This is a genomic window from Bradyrhizobium sp. AUGA SZCCT0160 (assembly GCF_018130105.1).
Taxonomy (GTDB): domain Bacteria; phylum Pseudomonadota; class Alphaproteobacteria; order Rhizobiales; family Xanthobacteraceae; genus Bradyrhizobium.
Window position 1 is genome coordinate 1 of the sequence record NZ_JAFCMD010000017.1, and the last position, 15,983, is coordinate 15,983.

The window sequence follows — 15,983 nt, forward strand, 5'->3', positions numbered from 1 at the left end:
GCGCCGCATCAGCTTCCCCCGCAGAATCACGAGAGAATAATAGCAAAGCAGCGGCGTTTTCACACAGCCAGGGTCAAAAACGGAAGTGTCACCCTCAAAAAGCGACTTCCGCTCTACCCCCGTGAACGGACGGACATGGTCGGCCATAGCGGCCATCGCCGGCAGCGCGCCTGGAACCGCTGGAAACAGAAAATTGGAAAACCGGCTGCAAGCTACCGACACAGTCAACCGATGGCCGGTCGACATGCTATTGCGGCGCGCCGATCGGCATCACCACCATGGACCGTCACATCTACGCGGCTCACATGACCGAAGAAGAACAGACCCTCACATGAAATTCACCGGCGAAAGCCCCTACTCCGACCCGGAGAAAGCAGCCCGCCGCCTGATGGAGCACGCGCAGGCCTTCGAGCCCATCCAGGACAACCGAATCTATATCGAGAAGATCAACGGTCCCTTCCTGTTCGGCGACAAGGCCACGCCAGCGCAATACAGCGCTGGCCTCAAATACGCGATCGACAAGGGCTGGCTGGTACTGCACGAGAGCGGGACATTCGTGAAATTCACGCCTGCCGGCGCGGACGTCTTTGCATAAACGAAGGCCGCTGATCTTTCGAGCAGCGGCCTGCCGGGTTTCAAAGTATCGGAAATGAAAAGGTTCACCCTCCTCCCCGGTCGGCAAAGCATGTCACCTTGAGGAGGCTCTGGCTCTATCAAATGTGAATCTACACCGCAAAATCGGAGCGCCCAGTCCTCTGTGGGATCCTAGACCAATTGCCACTTATTCCCGGTTCGCTCTGGAACAATCAGCTGGGCGGAGCGTCTGGTTAAAGCTTCCAGCCATGATGGTGCCCCCCGACCGCTGGAAAATCCGTATCGTTCGGGTTGGCGGCCCCCGGTTGGGGCCGTTTGCTTTGGGGCTTGGTTCGAGTTGTGGTCGCCTTTTTAGCCGTGGATAGGCGGCCCCGGCTCTCACGATGCACCGGGGCCGCTTCTCGCAACTGCGGGCAACGGCGGTTGCCGGCGGGGCCAGCCTACCGGCAATCTTGCTGGTTTTTCCCGACTAGTTCGGAGTACCTCCGCTGACGAAATCCCAGAATAGCTGCCAACTCGTGCGCGCGCGCTGAGGCGGCCCTCGGGTTATGGGCACCGAGTCAAAGGCGACACGCGGCGCTGGGCTCGCACCGTAACGGGCCTTCCCAGACGCACAAAAACTGATCCTCGTCTTACTTCTTGCCTTTGGCCGCGGGCGCAGCTGCGATGGGTGCGCTGGCGCCCGCGTTGGGCGGAGCGGCGCCTGCTTTGTGCTGGTAATCAGGGCCTGACATAGGAACCGGTTTCTTGGCTTTTGGATCAACCGTGATGGGCGCACTGGCGCCTGCGTTGGGAGGCGTGGCGCCAGTTTTGCTGGTGTCTTTTCCCAACATCATCGGCCCGCCGGTCTGGGCCGAGGCCAAAGACGATCCCAGGACGAAAAACGCGAATGTCGCCACCGTCGCTAGCTTCTTCATGTGAGTCCTCCTCGTTAAAAATGCACCAAGCGCGCGAAAGATCGTTGGTTCCATAGCGGGAAGCTGGTTGCGCTCACTCGCGCGGCCAGATCATCTACCGCTCATCCATAACCTTGCTGATGTCGGGCTGCGCAAGACCATTGGCACGTTGGCATTCGCACGGCATCCCCGCGCCGCACTCGCAGCCCCTGTCCCGGTCCCAAACCTTGTCCGGGTGGTTCTCGCACACCCAACCGAGGCCGTGGCAGATTGGGCAATCGGGGTCGATCATGCTTCATCAATCTGGTTACGCGTAGCTCCGACACCGAAACGAAAGGCCCCGACCGGGGCTTGGCCGGGGCCCATTCCATATCGTCCCCCCGCCGAGGCTGGGCACGATGCCCCAAGGTCACCATTCGATGTGGCCCATCCTATGTCCTAATTCGGAAGCGTGGGTGTTCTGATTGGGACGGACCAGGCAAAAGGACCCGCACCAAGATTTGGAACGAGCGTAGGCCTTCGAAATTATAGACCTGTGCCGGACAGCTCCTTCGGCACGACCTCTCGGAAGCCGACGGCCTCAGCTTGCCCCTCGCGCTGGGGCCGTTTCACATGCCAGCGTCTCGCGCCGGTTCTCGGCATCGGCCATCGCCTCGGCCTTCCGCGCCTTCTGAATCAAAATGTCCTGTTCTCGACCAGGTTTGATGCGGCCGGCCGTAGCTCGCGCGTCTTGTGCAAACTTGAGAAGGCGCAATTTCCAATGAAGTCGATGGCCTTATCCGATTGGGTCTCATCACACACCTCGCAACATCGCGGAGGCTATCGGGCAGCTCGCGCCCGCTTCTTCTCGACCCGCACGCCCTTGAACTTTTTCGCCGCCTTAGCCTTTTTTGCCGGCTTCTTCACCGCCACGAACTCGCCGCCCTTTTTGTTGCGCTTGGTCCATGCGCTCGCGCCGCCGAGTGGGGTTTTCACCTGCGATCGCTTCTTCACTGCACCCTTGCGGGCATTGTCGCCTTTCGGCTTGTTGACTGCCATTTTAATGTCGCCTTCGCCGCGGGAAAAGCACGCGATCGGGCAAAAGGTTCCAATGGAGGAAGGGGGCCTGCGGACGTTACAGGGTTGCAACCCAGATCGGGTGGCCACCATGTTGGAACTAATGGCGTTGGCAACCGCCGCCGTATCGATCCCGGCAATCGTCGTGCTTGGCCTGTTCAGGCTCGCTGAATTGAAGCGGGCCGAAGATCTGGAAACCCCGCCCCATGTTGACGAATGGCTCGCGTCTGAGGAGCTGCATTCGCCGAACTAAATGAGGGCCGCCGTGCTCGCGGTAATCGCAACACTGTGCGGCCTGGTGACCCTCGCCGCAATGATGGGGTTGATGACCCTGGCCGACCTGATGGCCGCCGGCGCAAAAAAGCGGCCCCTCCGCGCCCTCGCCTATCTAAGCCCGACGCGTACATCGAGCACGCTCGCATGGGGGACTCGCTAGTCACCGCGACAAAATTTCCTAGGAACGATCTAGGTCCTGACAGCGTAGGAATCGGGTGGCGTCTATGGACTGTCACCGCGGCTCCAGCTCTTTGCGCCGTCATCTTGACTCCCGGGGCTGGAGCCCGCCCGTGCGGAGTTGTGTATGCGTCGGTCGCCCTCGATGGTGCCAGAAGCCGGCCAGGATATTTACCTAGTGTTGGACGACTTTGGCGGACGCCTTGGCCGCGCATGGCGCGAGACCGCCGAAGATGCTGCTAATCACGAAACGCTTATCCGCGACCTGATGGACGGTCAGTATAGCTGCCCGGCGAGAATCGTCGCCTTCAATACCGCCGAGGGCTGGTCCCGCGACGTCACCGTGGATGTCGCCATCGAGCTGCGCCGACGCTTTGCCGAGCTCGATGAAATGCCTGCTTCCATGCAAGCGTTCTTGCAGACCGGAATCGCCCGGCGATGACGATTTCGACACTCCTACGGGAGATAACGTCTCGGTGAACGAAACCGATTGCCTGTCCCCACGCAATCGTCCGGAAACGAAGCCGGCGCAGCCTCACCATCACAGGCATCAGGGGATTTTCAAAATGATAGCTCTCACAGTCACCACCATTTTAGCCGTAGCTGGAACAGTGATCGCGCTGGCATCGAGCGAATTCGGCCCCGAATTAGTCCTCGCCGTTGTCAGCCTCGTATAGGGGTACGTTTGCGCATGCAAAGAAAAACCCGCCGGTCATGTCCCCCGGCGGGTTTCCTACACAACTCTCGCGGGGTGGCGGACAATCCAACGCACAAACCTCGCTTATTCTAGGCGCACGTCAACCTCGGACGCATCAGCAGTCGGCCTCTGGCCGGCAGGATTCGGATGCATCCGAAGCGATAGCTTCAGTTCGTGCGCCTTCACCGTCACGGCAGCAACACCCCTACCCAAGGCAGCTGCGATTTGCGTCGGGGGCATCTTCTGGGCCATGCCGCGAAGCTTGGCGATATCATCGTCGGACCAACGTTTGCGCTTCATGGAAATCCTCCTCTCCAATCCAAAAAACAAAGCGGGAAAAATAGGAAAGTTCCCATGGAACGGTCGCAGCCAAGGGCGGTCGCTCTTTGAGCGGGCGGCAGGATTCGCATTCTAGGCGCCATCGCCTATCTAAGCCGGATGCGTACCAGTGCTTTTGAACCCTGCATCCCAACCCGCGCCACCAAGGTCCCGACCAGCAAAAGCTGGATCCACGAGGTCAAGCACGATGGCTATCGGCTGGTCGTGCACCGCGAGGGCAAGCGGGTGCGGCTGTTCACCAGGAACGGTTTCGACTGGAGCGATCGATACTGATCACCGAGGCGGCGCTGCGCATCCGGTCGACGTCGTTCGTACTGAATGGTGAAGCGGTGCTGCTCGGCGTCGACGGGATCTCCGACTTCGACGACCTGCATTCCCGTAAGCACAATGACGAGGTACAGTTCTACGCCTTCGACATGCTGGTGAGCGACGGTGACGATATACGGAAGCTGCCCCTTACAATGAGGAAGACCAACCTCGCGCGGTTGCTGGCGCGGCGTGTCGACGGCATCTTCATCTCCGACTTCGAACGCGGCGAGATCAGGCCCGAACTCTTCCGGCACGCCTGCCTTATGGGACTCGAGCGGTAACGCATCCTGCGTGGCCTTACGCGAAGATCATAAAGCCAAGGAACGCCACCAAGACCGCCAGGCAGATCATCCCGAGTCGGAAATACAGGGTGCTGCGATCCATGGCGTGCCCGGCCAAGTTTCATTTAACGTCTATTTCCGCACCAGCCGCGCGACCCGCCGGTGGTCGTGAGACCAAATCTCGATGGTCGGGTGGTATTCAAGATATTGGGCGGGTCCCCCCGTCCCGGCCTGCGAGTCGGTAGCGGGAGGTCATAGGCCAGCGCCATCCCGCTAAGGTCGAGCGCGTAGGCAACGAATTTCCTCATGGCTGGGCCGCTCCTTGGCATGCGAAAAGCCCGGCAACATGCCGGGCGGAACGCAAGTATTACGCAGCTAAAAGCAATGGATCTAGTTAAGCGCGCCGTTGCTGGGCCGTCTGTTCACTTTTGAACCATGCACGTAAGGCGCCTTATCGCTTGCGCGCCCACTCTGGTTGCGGAACACTCCGGCTGGTCGAGATCTTGGCTGAAGGCTAAGAAAATGACAAAGGTACCGGCAAAGTTGAGCCACAGAAGCCGGTCAGCAAAGCCGAGCGCGAAGCGCGTAAGGCATTCCGCCAAGTCGACGCCGAAAAGGCAATGACCGAGCACGAGATCGCGCAAAAGGCGTTCTCAAAAAACCGCGAGCGTCTCAAGGCCGAGCGGCTGGAGCGCGAGGCTGCAGCGCCACCGCCCACAAAAGCTCAACCCAAGGCGAAGAAATGACAGCTCCGAGTCCGGCGAGACGGCGTTGGACCTCCGAAGAGGAGCAAAAGCTTGATGAGCTTCTCAATGCCGGAAAGGAAGCCGCCGAGATAGCTGTTGAACTGAATCGAACACGCCAGCTGTTTATGCTCGATTGCAACGGCGGTACAGAAAACGGGCAAAGCAGTTCGGCTTGTCCAACTCCGGCTGAAGCAGCGCAATCCCGAGTATGCCGCGGCAGATACGAACCATAGCGCTGGAGTCGTTTGCCTAGACGCCGCGAGCGCGCTTCAATGGGTCATGCCCGAGCTCACCCGCCGCTGCCTACGCAATCAATTTCTGTGGCGCCGAGATCGACATAGCGGTAACCGACCGTCACGTTCACGAAGCACATATGGATTAGCAACGCGCGCAATCATCTCATGACCCGTCGCATTTTCCGCAAGTGAGGCGGCCTGCCGGGCGTGCCCCGGTACAAATACCAAGTTCTCCCGAATCTCCTTTCCGGCAATGAACTCCGCTGTTAGGTTTTCGGTTGGCGCTCACCAAAACGCCGCCGGGAGCGCTTTGGAATGCCCCCGTCCGCGCTAGCCCCCCGGACGGGGGTTTCATTTCAATGAAGGAGCTGGACTCTGCAGTGCGCCTTCGAGTTTTTTTGATCTTTCCTATTCGGATAAGCGATGCCCTATGCCATTTTCAGTGACTGCCTATGTTGACGATCATCTTGTTTCCGTGACTACCGAAACCGCGAAAGAGGCATTCGCAAAAGCGGTCGAATGGCATGTCGCAGGCAAGCTCACCGACGTTTCTTATTAGCGACGGCATCGAGAGCTATTCGATTGCCGAGTTCTCTTCAATTATAGCGAATGACGGTTTGTCGGGTTAGGGGTTCTTATGCGCTAGGACTCTCACTGAAGAGATTCAGCATGGCCGACCTCGAACGGTTGTGGACAACCATTCCAGTCAGTGAAGACAGCGCAGAGGGCGCCACTGAGATTTGGATGCGCTACGATCTAGGGGCGCGCGCAACAACGCATCACAAGTTGAACCGGTTGACCGCCGAGGGACGTATCAAGCGAATAACCCGCCCAATTCCGAGCGGCGGCGAAATGCATTTGTATTACCGAGCACACACCCACGACGGCTCTTCATCGCCCGGATGAAACTGTGAGGCGGGAATCAGAGAGGACTGGGAGCTAGACACCCCTTTAGGGGCGGCTTTCGCGCCGCGAGGCGCGTCTTCCGCGGTAGCTTGGGTTTTTCTAGCAGGCGGCGCGATTGAAGCGGCAGCTTCAACTTGTGGGCCTTAGTTACTATCGCGCCCATGGAGCGATCAGTCACCTCGGCTATCTTTGAGGGCGAGTATTTACGCCGACGCCCGCCCCTACTCCGATCCGGAAAAGGCTGCCCGACGCCTGATGGAACACGCCCAGGCATTCGATTCCATCCAAGATGGCCGAATCTACATCGAGAAGATCAACGGGCCTTTCCTGTTTGGCGACAAGGCAACACCGGCGGAATACAGCGCCGGTCTCAAATACGCGATCGAGCAGGGTTGGCTGGTGCTGCACGAGAGCGGGACATTCGTAAAATTCACGCCCGCCGGCTCTGATCTGTTCGCTTGAACATTTGTTCGAGCGTCTTTCCAGCGATTTTTAAGCGAACTACCCGTAGTTATCCGAACGGCGCTGCACCCGGTCCTATTGAGGAAATGGCCGAGTGCAGCCAGTGAGCCGGAACGACCGTGAAGCCAACCGATACTTTGAAGCCGGCCTGTTTGTTGCGGCCCTCGCTGGGCTCGTCTTAATTGTGTATTGGGGCTTGAGGTGACGCCGCGTGGCCGCTCCGCCCAGGACAGAAGCGGCACTGGCTTTAAATTTTCGGGAACCAATTGGCTATGTACATTTTTGTACAGTTCCTCGGAACGGAATCGCCCACAGCGAGTCTTTGCATGGGGTGCAACGTGACGGGAACTAATCGTGATTGGGAAAAAGTACTTGGCGGACCAAGCCGCAACACTTCTAAAGTTTGCGAAGGCCACCACCGATCCAGACGTTGCCGCAGGCCTTCTATCAAAGGCCGCCGATCTTTCATCCAAGAGTAAACAAGCGCTTGATGCCAGCCCCCGAGCGCCTGATGTAGAGCAGTCGGAAGGGTGAACTCTAACAAGCAGCGACGGCAATGAGCCGCCGGATTGCGCCGCTTGCGAAAGCCGGGACGCATGGTCGGAAGTTAAATCATCTACCAAGATGCTCCTACCGGTACCGAAGGCCCGCCATGGCCGCGACGCCGGCACATCCAAATGAAAGAGGCCGCCAACTGAGGTACTCCGGACTAGTTCGGAAAGGTCGGCTGAGTTGCGGGTAGTTGAGGAGGCCGTTGGCAACCGCCGTTGCCGGTCGGCTGTGCCCCAGTGCACCGCCAGTCCGCTGGGGCCGCCTAAGGCCAAAGGCCGCCAACTGAGGCCGCTATCTCAATGTGCCATCCCTTTAACCGATGGTCGGCCAGCAGCCTAAGATGGATGGCGCGCGCTGAGGCCGTAAAGGCATGTGTCTGAATTCCACTAGACGGGTTCAACATGGAGCAGTTACCACTTGTTCCCGGCAATACCCAGTCAGCTGACAAATCAGTCTCCCCAAAAAGAAACGACCCCGGCGCTCTAGACGGAAGCGCACTGAGGCCGCTTCGATGTGTCCGGCGTCTGAAAACGGACACCGCCGCCAACGGCGGTCGTTGCCACTTGTTCCTAACGACGAAAGACCCCTACGCCTGCTCAGCCTACTTGGCAGCTCCGCAATATGAACGCTTATTCAGGGACTTAGCGCGGGTTTGCGTCGGAACATAGAAGCCTCGTGCCGGTTATCGAAACGTAGTTGAATGCAAAGGAGTGAGACATGAAAAAGCTAGCTATCGTACTTGCCGTCGGTGCTGCCGCGCTGCTCGGGGGCAGCGTAGCAAACGCTGACAACTCGGCGAAGAAGACGGAAGGCGCAACAGTCGGAACAAGCCAGTCAACCGACTTAAGTGCGCACCGTCGCCATCGCCATTATGGCCATCGTCGCTACTACAGGAGCTATGCGTATTATCCTCGGCGGGCTTACTACGCTCCGCCAGCATACTACGCTCGGCCGTACGGGGGGTATGGTTACGGCGGCCCGTCCATAAGCCTAGGCTTTGGTTTCGGCGGCCATCGTCACCACCATCACGGCTGGTGACACTCCTAACAGCCCGCAATAGTGCGGGCTGTTCTTTGCACGCGGCCGTCGGCTCACAGGCGCAAGAAGCGCTTTTATCCAAGACGACTCGGCAGCCAGTAGCTCCAAAAAGCAACGGCCTCAGCGGCTATCGGGGGACGCGCTGAGGCCGTTTTGATATGTCCGGTCTCTCCTCCAGACAAGCCATTTCAACGCCGTTCATTGCCACTTGGTCCCGGCACAAATACCAGGTCTTCCGATTCCACTTTTTGGAAATGAAGTCCGCTGCTAGGTTGTCGGCGGCGCTCACCAGATCGCCTCCGTGAGCGCTTTGGAATGACGCCCGTCCGCGCTAGCCCCCGGATGGGGGTTTTCATTGAGTGGCCTGTTTTTGGTTCGCAAGTGGCCGAATTCGGCCAGCACCCATAAGAAAACGGCCCCAGCGCCTTCGGGGGACGCGCGCTGAGGCCGTTTTATACGCGTCTATCGTCTGCTTCAGACACGTGGCCTCAATGCCGAGCATTGCCACTTGTTCCCGCAAACGAAGAAGACCACCGGGCAATAAGCGGCGTTGAGGTCTCGTTCAAGCCATTGCAGATTTCAAGTCAGCGGCGGATCAGCCACCTTGGCGTTACCTATTTTGGGGGAAAAACAGGCGAGCCCCCGCTGTTCGCATAGGAACCTTCGCGGCCAAGCGCGATTTGTGATCGTGCCGGGCCGCCCCCGGCACGTCCCCGAAGGCAACGGCCTCAGCTGCTCCCCCGGCTGGGGCCGTTTTCGTGCCTTGGTGATTCGCAAATCCACCTGCCCTCTCCTATCTTGGATCAGGGGCGCGTGGAGTTGCGTATGAGTTCGCCGTCGATCATTCCAAACGACCATTTGGACCGGGATTTTTACATCGTTCTCGAAGATTTCAGCAGCGGTGCGGCCTTCCGCGAGACCGACGAAGGCATCGATTATCCTACTCTCATTTCCGGCTTGCTGCGCGGCGAGTATGCCCGGGTGCTGCGGGTTGTGGCCTTCAATCCGGCAGAGGGCTGGTCACGGGACACGTCCGAAGACGTCGCCCGCGAGCTGGAGCGCCGCGTCAGCGCCGAGGGCCGCGAGGCGTCCGATAGCCTGCAGGATTTCATCGAGGGCCAGCTCGGCCGAAAGATCGGCGTGCAACTGCCGTTACCACTGCAAATCTGAGGGATCCATGTCCGACCCCGTCGCCAACACCGCCCGCTTCATTAAGGTAGTTGAAGCGATTGTCGCCGAATTCGAACGGCAAGGTTTCGGCGCAGAATTAGCCGAGCTTGGGTTCGACACCGGCGCGCTTGCCAGAGCGGTGATCGAGGCAGCCGACGGCCAAGTCATTCCGTTTCGCCAGCGATGAGGCGACTAATAGCTTTCGCCGCCGTGCATAGCTGCCAATCATGAAGCAGTTCGAGTTTTGCAAGCCGGTCGCCAAGACGACGGTCCCGATCGGCCCGGACTGGATTCACGAGGTCAAATACGACGGCTACACGACTCGCCCCACTTAGGATCGATCAGGATCCGTCACCCCGGTATCATGCCAGACCCACCAATCGTATGGCGGAGTCTGAGGATAGCCCCGGGGTGAGTCTTCCCACGACTCCTGGCGACCGAGTGCAGTGATATCGAGGTAATTCCACGTGTTGCCCATTTGCTCGTCGCCACGGCCGCCGTGGTTGAAGTAGGTACGGAACAGGCGTTTGCCGTCTCGAATGAATGCGTTCGTGCCGTGCCATTCTTCCACGCCGAAGTCGGTCTCGAAGTCGTCGGTCAGCGTGTACCACGGGATATGCTCCCAGCCCATCCGCGCCTTCACGCGATTGATGTCCGGTTGCGGTGCGCGGGAGACAAACGCGAGACTCGTGTCGCGGGCGTTCAGATGGACGGGGTGGGCGACCTGATCCGCCACCATCGAGCAGCCGATGCAGGCATGTTCCGGCCAGCCGGATACGCCGGGTTCAAAGAAGGCGCGGTAGACGATCAATTGCCGCTGGCTCTGGAACAAGTCGAGCAGGCTCATCTTGCCCTCCGGTCCGATGAACGCATATTCCTTCTCCACGGCCAGCCAGGGCATCCGCCGACGCTCCGCGGCCAGCGCATCGCGGGCTCGGCTGTGGGCCTTCTCCTTCACGAGCAGCTGCTTCGACGCAGCCATCCACTCCTCAGCCGACACAATCGGCGGTGTCTGCATTCCGAGCAGCTCGCTCTTTTGGTGGTTATCAGACGATGTGGTCATGCTTCTCAAGCCTCCAAAACTCAGATGCATTCCATGTGCGTGCCGGGGTGGGCCTTTCGCTGCAGAGACAAAGTCAGCCGCCGCCGGTGCCCAAGTCGTCGGAACTCCCGGCGTTCAGGCGAGGCCATTGTGAGATGGGACGTCCATCGTCGCGCATACGATGCTTGCCTTCTCCCCACCCTTGCGGCCAGTCCGCGGGCGAGTCCTCCCACGGCTCCTGCCGTCCGTAGACGGTCAGGTCGAGCAGTCGGTAGCTGTTATCCATCGCCTCGACGCCGCGCATCGTCGTCCAGTACGTTTCGAAGACCTCGGATCCCCGTCGCAGGTAGCAGATTAGGTGCATCATTCCGACCCGCCGCCCGACCAGGAGGGTGTCAAGCGAATCCTGGGCCGAATACCACGGCATGTTCCAGCCCATGAAGTCGCGGTAGCGGACGCTCTCGTCGTATGGACCCTGGCAGAACGTGGCGTAGGTGACGTCGCGAGAATGGATATGAGACAGCTCGCGGACCTGCGTCGTAAAGAAAGTGCAGCCCTCGCACTGCTCCGGAGCCGGGCGACCGTCGTGCCACATGAAGTAATAGGCGATGAGTAGCCTGCGTTCCTCGAACGCGTCGATCAGCGTCACCGCCCCGCCCTCGCCGACAAGCGGCGTGGCGCCATCCACAGCGACCATCGGCAGCCGCCGGCGGGCGGCCGCAATCGCGTCGCTTTCCCGTGTGTGAGCTTTTTCCCGGAGCCGTAGCGTATCGAGCTCTGCATGAAATTCTGCGCGATCGACGGTCCGCGGCAATTCGGTTTTGTCGGCTAGGAACTTACTCACTTGGCTCTCTCCCGTCATTCCGATGCGCCTGTGATCCAAATGCCGCTCCCGACGTTACCGTCAGCGCAAATGAAGGCGTGTGAAAGGCAAACTCTACTCGTCGCCTGCTGCACTGAACTCATGAGGTCGCTCCGGCTCATCCATAGGGTAAGAAGCAAGCGGCATGGCGTAAATGTCAAAATCATGCGATTTTCCGCCAATGCCGATCGAAGTCGCCATACTGATCTATCCAGGATTCGAGCTACTGGACGCCAGCGGACCGGTGTCTGTGTTCAGCACGGCCAATTTCGTGCTCGATCAACAGGAAAAGGATCCCGCTTACGAAATTTCGATGGTGTCTTCGATCGGAGGCGCGGTGCGCAGCAGCAGCGGCGTCAGCGTGAATACGAAGCCGCTTTCAAAGGTGCCTCCCCGAAAACTGCATACCTTCCTTGTCGCGGGTGCTGAAGCCGGTCCTCTGCGAAAAGTCCTCAAGGATCCTGTCATCTGCGAACGAGCGCCGCGCTGGGCCAGGAAATCGAACCGATACGGCTCCGTTTGCGCAGGAACCTTCGTGCTCGCCAAGCTCAAGTTGATCGACGGTCGCTGCGTCGCATCGCATTGGAGTGCCTGTCGATCACTGGCCGCGGCATTCCCAAAAGTCGAGGTCGACGAAAACGCCATCTACGTCAAGGACGGCAACGTATGGACCTCTGCCGGCGTAACGACAGGGATCGACATGGCGCTCGCAATGGTTGCCAACGACACAGGTATGGCCGTCGCCAATGACGTGGCTAAACGGCTAGTGCTCTACGTCCGCCGGCCGGGCAATCAGTCACAATTCAGTCCGCTGCTGCGCGCTCAGCGAACCGCCGAACATCCTTTTGGCGACCTGATGGACTGGGTGCAATTGAATTTGGAGCATAATCTGGATGTACCGACCCTGGCGGCGAGAGCCGGTCTCAGCGAACGCAGCTTCTTCAGAAAATTCACCGAGGCGATGGACGAAACACCGGCGCGGCTGATCGAGTCCATTCGGCTGGACGCCGCACGTGTGCTGCTCTCGCAGGGTTTGGCGACCAAGTTGACGGCATCACGCGTCGGACTTCCCAGTTCCAGGTTCGCGAAGGCCTTCGAGCGCCGGTTTGGCATGTCGCCAAGGCTTTATCGAGAGATGCACGCGCAGTCGGCGGCCCCGAGCCGAGACCGGTAGAGTTCAGGCTGCCTGGGTCGCCTCGGGAGCGGCCACGATTCTGGCGGCCGTTCCGGGAAAATGATCGAAAGGCGTGGCGTTCGAATACCCGATCGAGATGATCGACCTTGGGTAATCAAGCAGACCAGCGGTCTTCTTCTCTTTGGGCCTCCTCAATGTTCAGACGGTCGGCAATGACTTCGGCAGTTGTCTCGTCGTTGGTTTGAGCAACAGGCTTGCCATCGCTTGTGACGATTTTATCCTTTTCGGTGCGAAGCGGAAAGTGCTCGGGTTTTCAAGGGTCATCCTTCATTGGCCGTTCCCCGCTTAATGGCGATACGAACGGCCGCAGATTAATAGCTGAGACCGTTCGTCGCTTAACCTATCGATCCTTCGGCAACGGACCTGTTCCGGGTGCACGCGGCGCGCCGGGGGTGGCTCTATCCAGCGCTGGATCCCCACCGCCACCAGCAGCGGCACCGCTACCGGCTCCGCTCCCGCCTGCGCCACCGGCGCCGCCAGCACCAGCACCACCAGCACCAGCACCGCCTGCCCCGGCTCCCGCACCGCCGGCTCCAGCACCGCCAGCGCCTGCTCCACCCGCACCAGAGCCACCTGCCCCAGAACCGCCGGCGCCCTGCGCAAGCGCTAGTGAACTACCGAGCGCAAAAAACAGACCTAACGCAATGATTGGTAGCTTCTTCCGCATCGCTTCCTCCGTTGTTAGAGACGAACCAAGTCAGAGGAATATTGATCGTTCCTATCCCTGCACTCGTGTGGACAGCGGCCCCACCTTGGGACAGCGATGGGACCGCCGGCCGGCGTCGATGCGAAAGCGGCGCACCTCTGCCGACACTCGAAATACGCTAGCTGGTCGCCAAAAGATTTCAGTTGCCCGAATTAAATTGTTGTCATGTTGCTGGGTTCACTTTTGAACATTGCGCTTGAGGTGGCCGCGACTGAACCTGCGTACGTCCATCAGTGGACAGTGGGCATAAACCGCTATCGATTCAGACCAAGGGGGCCAGGTGTTATATTGCTGCTCATCATTTGATTCGAGGACAACATGAGCAGCCCGCAGCGTAAGACTTCCCGGCCGGCCGGACGGCCCGCATACCGCACGCTGGAAGGCTGGGCGCTCGGCGTACTGATCGAACAGCAAGCCGTGACCGAGTGCGACCATCACGGCCATCGGCGAGACCGCTCGGACCCCGATGCCTGGAACAGGGCACGCGAGGAAGCCTGGCGGAACCCGTTTCCCGGCTCTACGCCGGAAGCATGCATTGCAGCATTAGAGGCAGTCATGCAGTCGAACGGCGATACCTGCCCGGACTGCTGAAACCAGACTCCACTTCGACGGTTACCCACCTATATTGATTCGAATAATGGGTATCAGTTGGAGTTTTGAGTTATGGCCCCGCGCGCCAATTGGAAGGGCTTTTTGCGGCTGTCCCTCGTGACATGCCCGATCGCATTGTTTCCCGCTACCTCGGAATCCGAAAAGATCAGCTTCAACCAGATCAACAAGAAAACCGGCAACCGCATCCGCTATCTCAAGGTCGATGCCGACACCGGCGAGGAAGTCGAGAGCGGCGACATCATCAAGGGCTACCAGGTCGACAAGGATCGCTATCTTGAAGTGACCAAGGACGAGCTCGAAAACATCGCGCTCGAGTCCACCCGCACCATCGAGATCGACGAGTTCGTGCCGCGCAGCGAGATTGATGATCTCTACCTCGTTCGTCCCTATTACATTGTCCCGGACGGCAAGGTCGGCCACGATGCCTACGCCGTCATTCGGGAGACGATCCGATCGCTGGACAAGGTCGCGATCGCCCGGGTCGTGCTCACCAGCCGCGAACACGTCATCGCGCTGGAGGCCCGCGACAAGGGCCTGATGGGCATGCTGCTGCGCTACCCGTATGAGGTGCGTGACGCAGACGAATATTTCGACGACATCCAGGACGTCAAGATCACCAAGGACATGCTCGATCTCGCCAAACATATCGTGGAATCGAAGTCCGGGCATTTCGAGCCGGCGAAGTTCGAGGACCGCTACGAAGCAGCACTGCAGGAACTGCTCGACAAGAAACAGAAGGGCCAGCCGATCGTCACAGCGAAGCGAGCCGCGCCCAGCAACGTCTTCAACCTGATGGATGCGCTGAAGGCGAGCATCAAGGGTGGCAAAGGTCCGGCCGCAGCCGACAAGCCGTCGAGGAAGACCCGCACCAAACCAGCCGCGAAGCGCAAGGCCGGCTGATGGTCAAGACAGGACCATGGAGCGAAGAAGAGGACCGGCGGCTGCTGGAATTGCGGGATGCCGGCCGGACTACCGTTTCGATCTCCAACGCATTGAAACGCACGGCGAGCGCTGTCGACAATCGCCTTTGGCTATTGCGGTCCCGAGAAAGGGTGAATGCTGAAGCCACCTCCGATGGTTAAATCGACATTCTTTCCATGCATTCCAACGCGCGGCATAAAGGTCCCGGCCGGCCCGGACTGGATCCACGAAATCAAGCATGACGGCTATCGGATGATCGTCCAGCGCGAGGGCACGCGGGTTCGGCTGTTCACTCGCAACGACTACGACTGGAGCGACAAGTATCCGCTGGTCACCGAGGCCGCGCTGCGCATCATGTCCTTCGTCCTGGACGACGAAGCCGTGTTGCTCGGCGTCGATGGGATCTCAGACTTCGACGGCCTGCACAGTAATGACGAGGTGCAGTTCTACGCCTTCGATTTGCTGGTGACCGACGGCGACAACATACGGAAGCTGCCCCTTACGATGAGGAAGACGACCTCGCCCGGCTGCTTGCGCGGCGTGTCGACGGTATCTTCATCTCCGACTTCGAACGTGGCGAGATCGGGCCAGAGCTTTTCCGGCACGCCTGCATTATGGGGCTTGAGGGCCCGGTGTCGAAGCTCGTCGATCGACCTTACCCGCCCGGCCGGTCGCCCAACTGGGTGAGGGTCAAGAAGCCCGCCTCTCCCGCCATGCTGCGGGCGAAGGATGCGTTTTCCTGATGGACGAGCATTCTCCCAGGCTGCGCGTCGAGCGATCCTGAGGCCCCCAGCGAGACGTGGCACATCTGGTACGATGACGTCGACGAGATGGTCCTCGACCAGCTGCTCGCCTGCGCTAAAGCCCGAATTGCCGGCCAACGTCCGGCGCCGAAGAAGCCGACGGCAAC

19 protein-coding genes are annotated in these 15,983 nt (G+C 59.6%); 14 read left to right on the plus strand and 5 right to left on the minus strand.

Features of this window, described 5'->3' with window-relative positions:
- The first annotated feature begins 331 nt into the window (after positions 1 to 331).
- Complete coding sequence (locus JQ558_RS24585) at positions 332 to 595, plus strand: hypothetical protein (RefSeq protein ID WP_212215153.1); 264 nt, start codon at positions 332 to 334, stop codon at positions 593 to 595.
- 631 nt (positions 596 to 1,226) lie between these two features.
- On the opposite strand, the gene JQ558_RS24590 is transcribed toward JQ558_RS24585, so the two are convergent.
- Positions 1,227 to 1,511, minus strand: coding sequence for a hypothetical protein (locus JQ558_RS24590; RefSeq protein ID WP_212215154.1), 285 nt, complete (start codon positions 1,509 to 1,511; stop codon positions 1,227 to 1,229).
- 739 nt (positions 1,512 to 2,250) lie between these two features.
- Here JQ558_RS24590 and JQ558_RS24595 point away from each other — a divergent pair.
- Together JQ558_RS24595 and JQ558_RS24600 are read left to right on the plus strand one after the other, a co-directional pair.
- The gene (locus JQ558_RS24595) at positions 2,251 to 2,799 is read left to right on the plus strand and encodes a hypothetical protein (RefSeq protein ID WP_212215155.1); all 549 of its coding nucleotides are present in this window, start codon (positions 2,251 to 2,253) and stop codon (positions 2,797 to 2,799) included.
- Positions 2,800 to 3,126: 327 nt separating this feature from the next.
- Positions 3,127 to 3,441 (plus strand): hypothetical protein, encoded by a 315-nt coding sequence (locus JQ558_RS24600; RefSeq protein WP_212215156.1) that lies wholly within the window; start codon positions 3,127 to 3,129, stop codon positions 3,439 to 3,441.
- Between the two features lie 339 nt (positions 3,442 to 3,780).
- On the opposite strand, the gene JQ558_RS24605 is transcribed toward JQ558_RS24600, so the two are convergent.
- On the minus strand, positions 3,781 to 3,996 hold the full coding sequence (locus tag JQ558_RS24605; protein ID WP_212215157.1) for a hypothetical protein: 216 nt from the start codon (positions 3,994 to 3,996) through the stop codon (positions 3,781 to 3,783).
- Between the two features lie 138 nt (positions 3,997 to 4,134).
- On the opposite strand from JQ558_RS24605, the gene JQ558_RS37395 reads away from it, so the two are divergent.
- The 7 genes from JQ558_RS37395 to JQ558_RS24635 all read left to right on the plus strand — a co-directional run bounded on the left by JQ558_RS37395 (position 4,135) and on the right by JQ558_RS24635 (position 9,922).
- Positions 4,135 to 4,308 (plus strand): hypothetical protein, encoded by a 174-nt coding sequence (locus tag JQ558_RS37395; RefSeq protein WP_249118994.1) that lies wholly within the window; start codon positions 4,135 to 4,137, stop codon positions 4,306 to 4,308.
- A gap of 56 nt (positions 4,309 to 4,364) precedes the next feature.
- The gene (locus tag JQ558_RS37400) at positions 4,365 to 4,625 is read left to right on the plus strand and encodes a hypothetical protein (protein WP_249118995.1); all 261 of its coding nucleotides are present in this window, start codon (positions 4,365 to 4,367) and stop codon (positions 4,623 to 4,625) included.
- Positions 4,626 to 5,245: 620 nt separating this feature from the next.
- Positions 5,246 to 5,371, plus strand: a complete 126-nt coding sequence (locus JQ558_RS38385) for a hypothetical protein (protein ID WP_409363452.1) — start codon at positions 5,246 to 5,248, stop codon at positions 5,369 to 5,371.
- A 905-nt stretch (positions 5,372 to 6,276) separates the two neighbouring features.
- Positions 6,277 to 6,513, plus strand: coding sequence for a hypothetical protein (locus JQ558_RS24620; RefSeq protein ID WP_212215159.1), 237 nt, complete (start codon positions 6,277 to 6,279; stop codon positions 6,511 to 6,513).
- A gap of 255 nt (positions 6,514 to 6,768) precedes the next feature.
- Positions 6,769 to 6,975 (plus strand): hypothetical protein, encoded by a 207-nt coding sequence (locus tag JQ558_RS24625; RefSeq protein ID WP_212215161.1) that lies wholly within the window; start codon positions 6,769 to 6,771, stop codon positions 6,973 to 6,975.
- 2,415 nt (positions 6,976 to 9,390) lie between these two features.
- On the plus strand, positions 9,391 to 9,735 hold the full coding sequence (locus tag JQ558_RS24630) for a hypothetical protein (protein WP_212215163.1): 345 nt from the start codon (positions 9,391 to 9,393) through the stop codon (positions 9,733 to 9,735).
- A gap of 7 nt (positions 9,736 to 9,742) precedes the next feature.
- Complete coding sequence (locus JQ558_RS24635) at positions 9,743 to 9,922, plus strand: hypothetical protein (protein ID WP_212215165.1); 180 nt, start codon at positions 9,743 to 9,745, stop codon at positions 9,920 to 9,922.
- 144 nt (positions 9,923 to 10,066) lie between these two features.
- Here JQ558_RS24635 and JQ558_RS24645 read toward each other — a convergent pair whose 3' ends face one another.
- Positions 10,067 to 10,798, minus strand: a complete 732-nt coding sequence (locus tag JQ558_RS24645) for a DUF899 domain-containing protein (RefSeq protein ID WP_212215167.1) — start codon at positions 10,796 to 10,798, stop codon at positions 10,067 to 10,069.
- Positions 10,799 to 10,871: 73 nt separating this feature from the next.
- On the minus strand, positions 10,872 to 11,621 hold the full coding sequence (locus JQ558_RS24650) for a DUF899 family protein (protein ID WP_312014596.1): 750 nt from the start codon (positions 11,619 to 11,621) through the stop codon (positions 10,872 to 10,874).
- 199 nt (positions 11,622 to 11,820) lie between these two features.
- Between JQ558_RS24650 and JQ558_RS24655 the strand changes: the two genes are divergently transcribed.
- Positions 11,821 to 12,813, plus strand: coding sequence for a GlxA family transcriptional regulator (locus JQ558_RS24655; RefSeq protein ID WP_212215168.1), 993 nt, complete (start codon positions 11,821 to 11,823; stop codon positions 12,811 to 12,813).
- 306 nt (positions 12,814 to 13,119) lie between these two features.
- Here JQ558_RS24655 and JQ558_RS24660 read toward each other — a convergent pair whose 3' ends face one another.
- Positions 13,120 to 13,398: a hypothetical protein gene (locus tag JQ558_RS24660; RefSeq protein ID WP_212215169.1), complete on the minus strand. Its 279-nt coding sequence runs from the start codon at positions 13,396 to 13,398 to the stop codon at positions 13,120 to 13,122.
- Between the two features lie 460 nt (positions 13,399 to 13,858).
- On the opposite strand from JQ558_RS24660, the gene JQ558_RS24665 reads away from it, so the two are divergent.
- From JQ558_RS24665 to JQ558_RS24675, 3 genes are all read left to right on the plus strand, one after another.
- The gene (locus JQ558_RS24665) at positions 13,859 to 14,131 is read left to right on the plus strand and encodes a hypothetical protein (protein ID WP_212215170.1); all 273 of its coding nucleotides are present in this window, start codon (positions 13,859 to 13,861) and stop codon (positions 14,129 to 14,131) included.
- Between the two features lie 72 nt (positions 14,132 to 14,203).
- Positions 14,204 to 15,052, plus strand: coding sequence for a Ku protein (locus tag JQ558_RS24670; RefSeq protein ID WP_212215175.1), 849 nt, complete (start codon positions 14,204 to 14,206; stop codon positions 15,050 to 15,052).
- A 156-nt stretch (positions 15,053 to 15,208) separates the two neighbouring features.
- Entirely contained in the window at positions 15,209 to 15,760 is a 552-nt protein-coding gene (locus tag JQ558_RS24675) for a hypothetical protein (protein ID WP_312014597.1), read from the plus strand.
- Positions 15,761 to 15,983 lie beyond the last annotated feature (223 nt).

Coding starts and splice junctions, on each gene's coding strand:
- JQ558_RS24585 (WP_212215153.1), top strand. CDS start 332: ATGAAATTCACCGGCGAAAGCCCCTACTCCGACCCGGAGAAAGCAGCC.
- JQ558_RS24600 (WP_212215156.1), top strand. CDS start 3,127: ATGCGTCGGTCGCCCTCGATGGTGCCAGAAGCCGGCCAGGATATTTAC.
- JQ558_RS24675 (WP_312014597.1), top strand. CDS start 15,209: ATGCTGAAGCCACCTCCGATGGTTAAATCGACATTCTTTCCATGCATT.
- JQ558_RS24635 (WP_212215165.1), top strand. CDS start 9,743: ATGTCCGACCCCGTCGCCAACACCGCCCGCTTCATTAAGGTAGTTGAA.
- JQ558_RS24625 (WP_212215161.1), top strand. CDS start 6,769: ATGGAACACGCCCAGGCATTCGATTCCATCCAAGATGGCCGAATCTAC.
- JQ558_RS24620 (WP_212215159.1), top strand. CDS start 6,277: ATGGCCGACCTCGAACGGTTGTGGACAACCATTCCAGTCAGTGAAGAC.
- JQ558_RS24605 (WP_212215157.1), bottom strand. CDS start 3,996: ATGAAGCGCAAACGTTGGTCCGACGATGATATCGCCAAGCTTCGCGGC.
- JQ558_RS37395 (WP_249118994.1), top strand. CDS start 4,135: ATGCGTACCAGTGCTTTTGAACCCTGCATCCCAACCCGCGCCACCAAG.
- JQ558_RS24590 (WP_212215154.1), bottom strand. CDS start 1,511: ATGAAGAAGCTAGCGACGGTGGCGACATTCGCGTTTTTCGTCCTGGGA.
- JQ558_RS24665 (WP_212215170.1), top strand. CDS start 13,859: ATGAGCAGCCCGCAGCGTAAGACTTCCCGGCCGGCCGGACGGCCCGCA.
- JQ558_RS24630 (WP_212215163.1), top strand. CDS start 9,391: ATGAGTTCGCCGTCGATCATTCCAAACGACCATTTGGACCGGGATTTT.
- JQ558_RS38385 (WP_409363452.1), top strand. CDS start 5,246: ATGACCGAGCACGAGATCGCGCAAAAGGCGTTCTCAAAAAACCGCGAG.
- JQ558_RS24655 (WP_212215168.1), top strand. CDS start 11,821: ATGCCGATCGAAGTCGCCATACTGATCTATCCAGGATTCGAGCTACTG.
- JQ558_RS24645 (WP_212215167.1), bottom strand. CDS start 10,798: ATGACCACATCGTCTGATAACCACCAAAAGAGCGAGCTGCTCGGAATG.
- JQ558_RS24595 (WP_212215155.1), top strand. CDS start 2,251: ATGAAGTCGATGGCCTTATCCGATTGGGTCTCATCACACACCTCGCAA.
- JQ558_RS24670 (WP_212215175.1), top strand. CDS start 14,204: ATGGCCCCGCGCGCCAATTGGAAGGGCTTTTTGCGGCTGTCCCTCGTG.